The organism is Pseudonocardia sp. McavD-2-B, from assembly GCF_024124365.1.
GTDB classification, from domain to species: domain Bacteria; phylum Actinomycetota; class Actinomycetes; order Mycobacteriales; family Pseudonocardiaceae; genus Pseudonocardia; species Pseudonocardia alni.
On the sequence record NZ_JAMXSG010000541.1, the window covers coordinates 1 to 1171 of the forward strand.

Below are 1171 nucleotides of genomic sequence, written 5' to 3' on the forward strand. Positions count from 1 at the left end.
CGCGCGACGCCGCGGAGAGCGGCCTGACCCTGCTCGGGCTCGTCGGCCTGCTGGACCCGCCGCGCCCGGAGGCGCCCGCCGCCGTCGCGTCGTGCCACCACGCGGGCATCCGGGTGCACGTCGTCAGCGGCGACGACGGGCGCACGGCCGCCGAGATCGCCCGCCGGGTGGGCATCGGCGCGGACCGGGTGGTGGACGGCGCGGTCCTGGACGCCATGACCGAGTCCGAGCTGGAGCGGTTCTTCGCCGGCTCCGGCGAGGTGGTGGTGGCGCGCGCCGCGCCGGAGGCGAAGCTTCGCATCGCCGACGCGCTGCGTGCCCGCGGCGAGGTGGTGGCGATGACCGGGGACGGGGTGAACGACGCGCCCGCACTGCGGCACGCCGACATCGGCGTCGCCATGGGCCGGTCCGGGACCGAGGTGGCCCGCGAGGCCGCGACGCTGGTGCTGACCGACGACGACTTCGCAACCGTCGTCGCCGGGGTCGAGGAGGGCAGGCGGGTCTATGACAACGTGCGCAAGTTCGTCGTCTACATCTTCGGCCACCTGCTGCCCGAGCTCGTGCCGTTCCTGGCGTTCGCGCTCTCCGGTGGGCTGATCCCGCTGCCGATCGGCGTGCTGCAGATCCTCGCGATCGACCTCGGCACGGACCTGCTGCCCGCACTGGCCCTCAGCCGCGAGCCCGCCGAGCCCGGACTGATGGACCGGCCACCGCGCCCGCGGAGCGAGAACGTCATCACCGGCGAGATGCTCCTGCGGGCCTGGGGCCTGATGGGCCCGGTGGCGGCCGTGCTCGCGACCGGGCTGTTCCTGGCCGTCCTCGTGCGGGGCGGGTGGACCCCCGGTGCCGCGACCGGTCCCGGATCGCCGCTGCACACCACCTACCGGCAGGCCACCACCGCGACCTTCGCGGCGATCGTCGCCTGCCAGGTCGGCACGGCGTTCGCCGCCCGCACCCGGCGCGCCTCGCTGCTGTCCGTGGGCATCACGACGAACCGGCTGCTGCTCGGTGCCCTTGCCGCCGAGCTCGCCTTCGCGGCGGCCGCGATCTTCCTGCCGGTCGCGAACTCCCTGCTCGGGACCACGCCGCCCCCGGCGTGGGTGTTCGCCTGCCTCCTGCCGATGCCCCTGCTCGTCTGGGGGACCGACGAGGCGTACCGGGCCGTGCGGCG

The 1171-nt window shown here is 75.5% G+C and carries 1 protein-coding gene; it reads left to right on the forward strand.

What is annotated here, in order from left to right:
* Positions 1-1171 (forward strand): HAD-IC family P-type ATPase (locus NH602_RS31010; RefSeq protein WP_253069714.1); only part of this gene is annotated, 1171 nt, incomplete at both ends.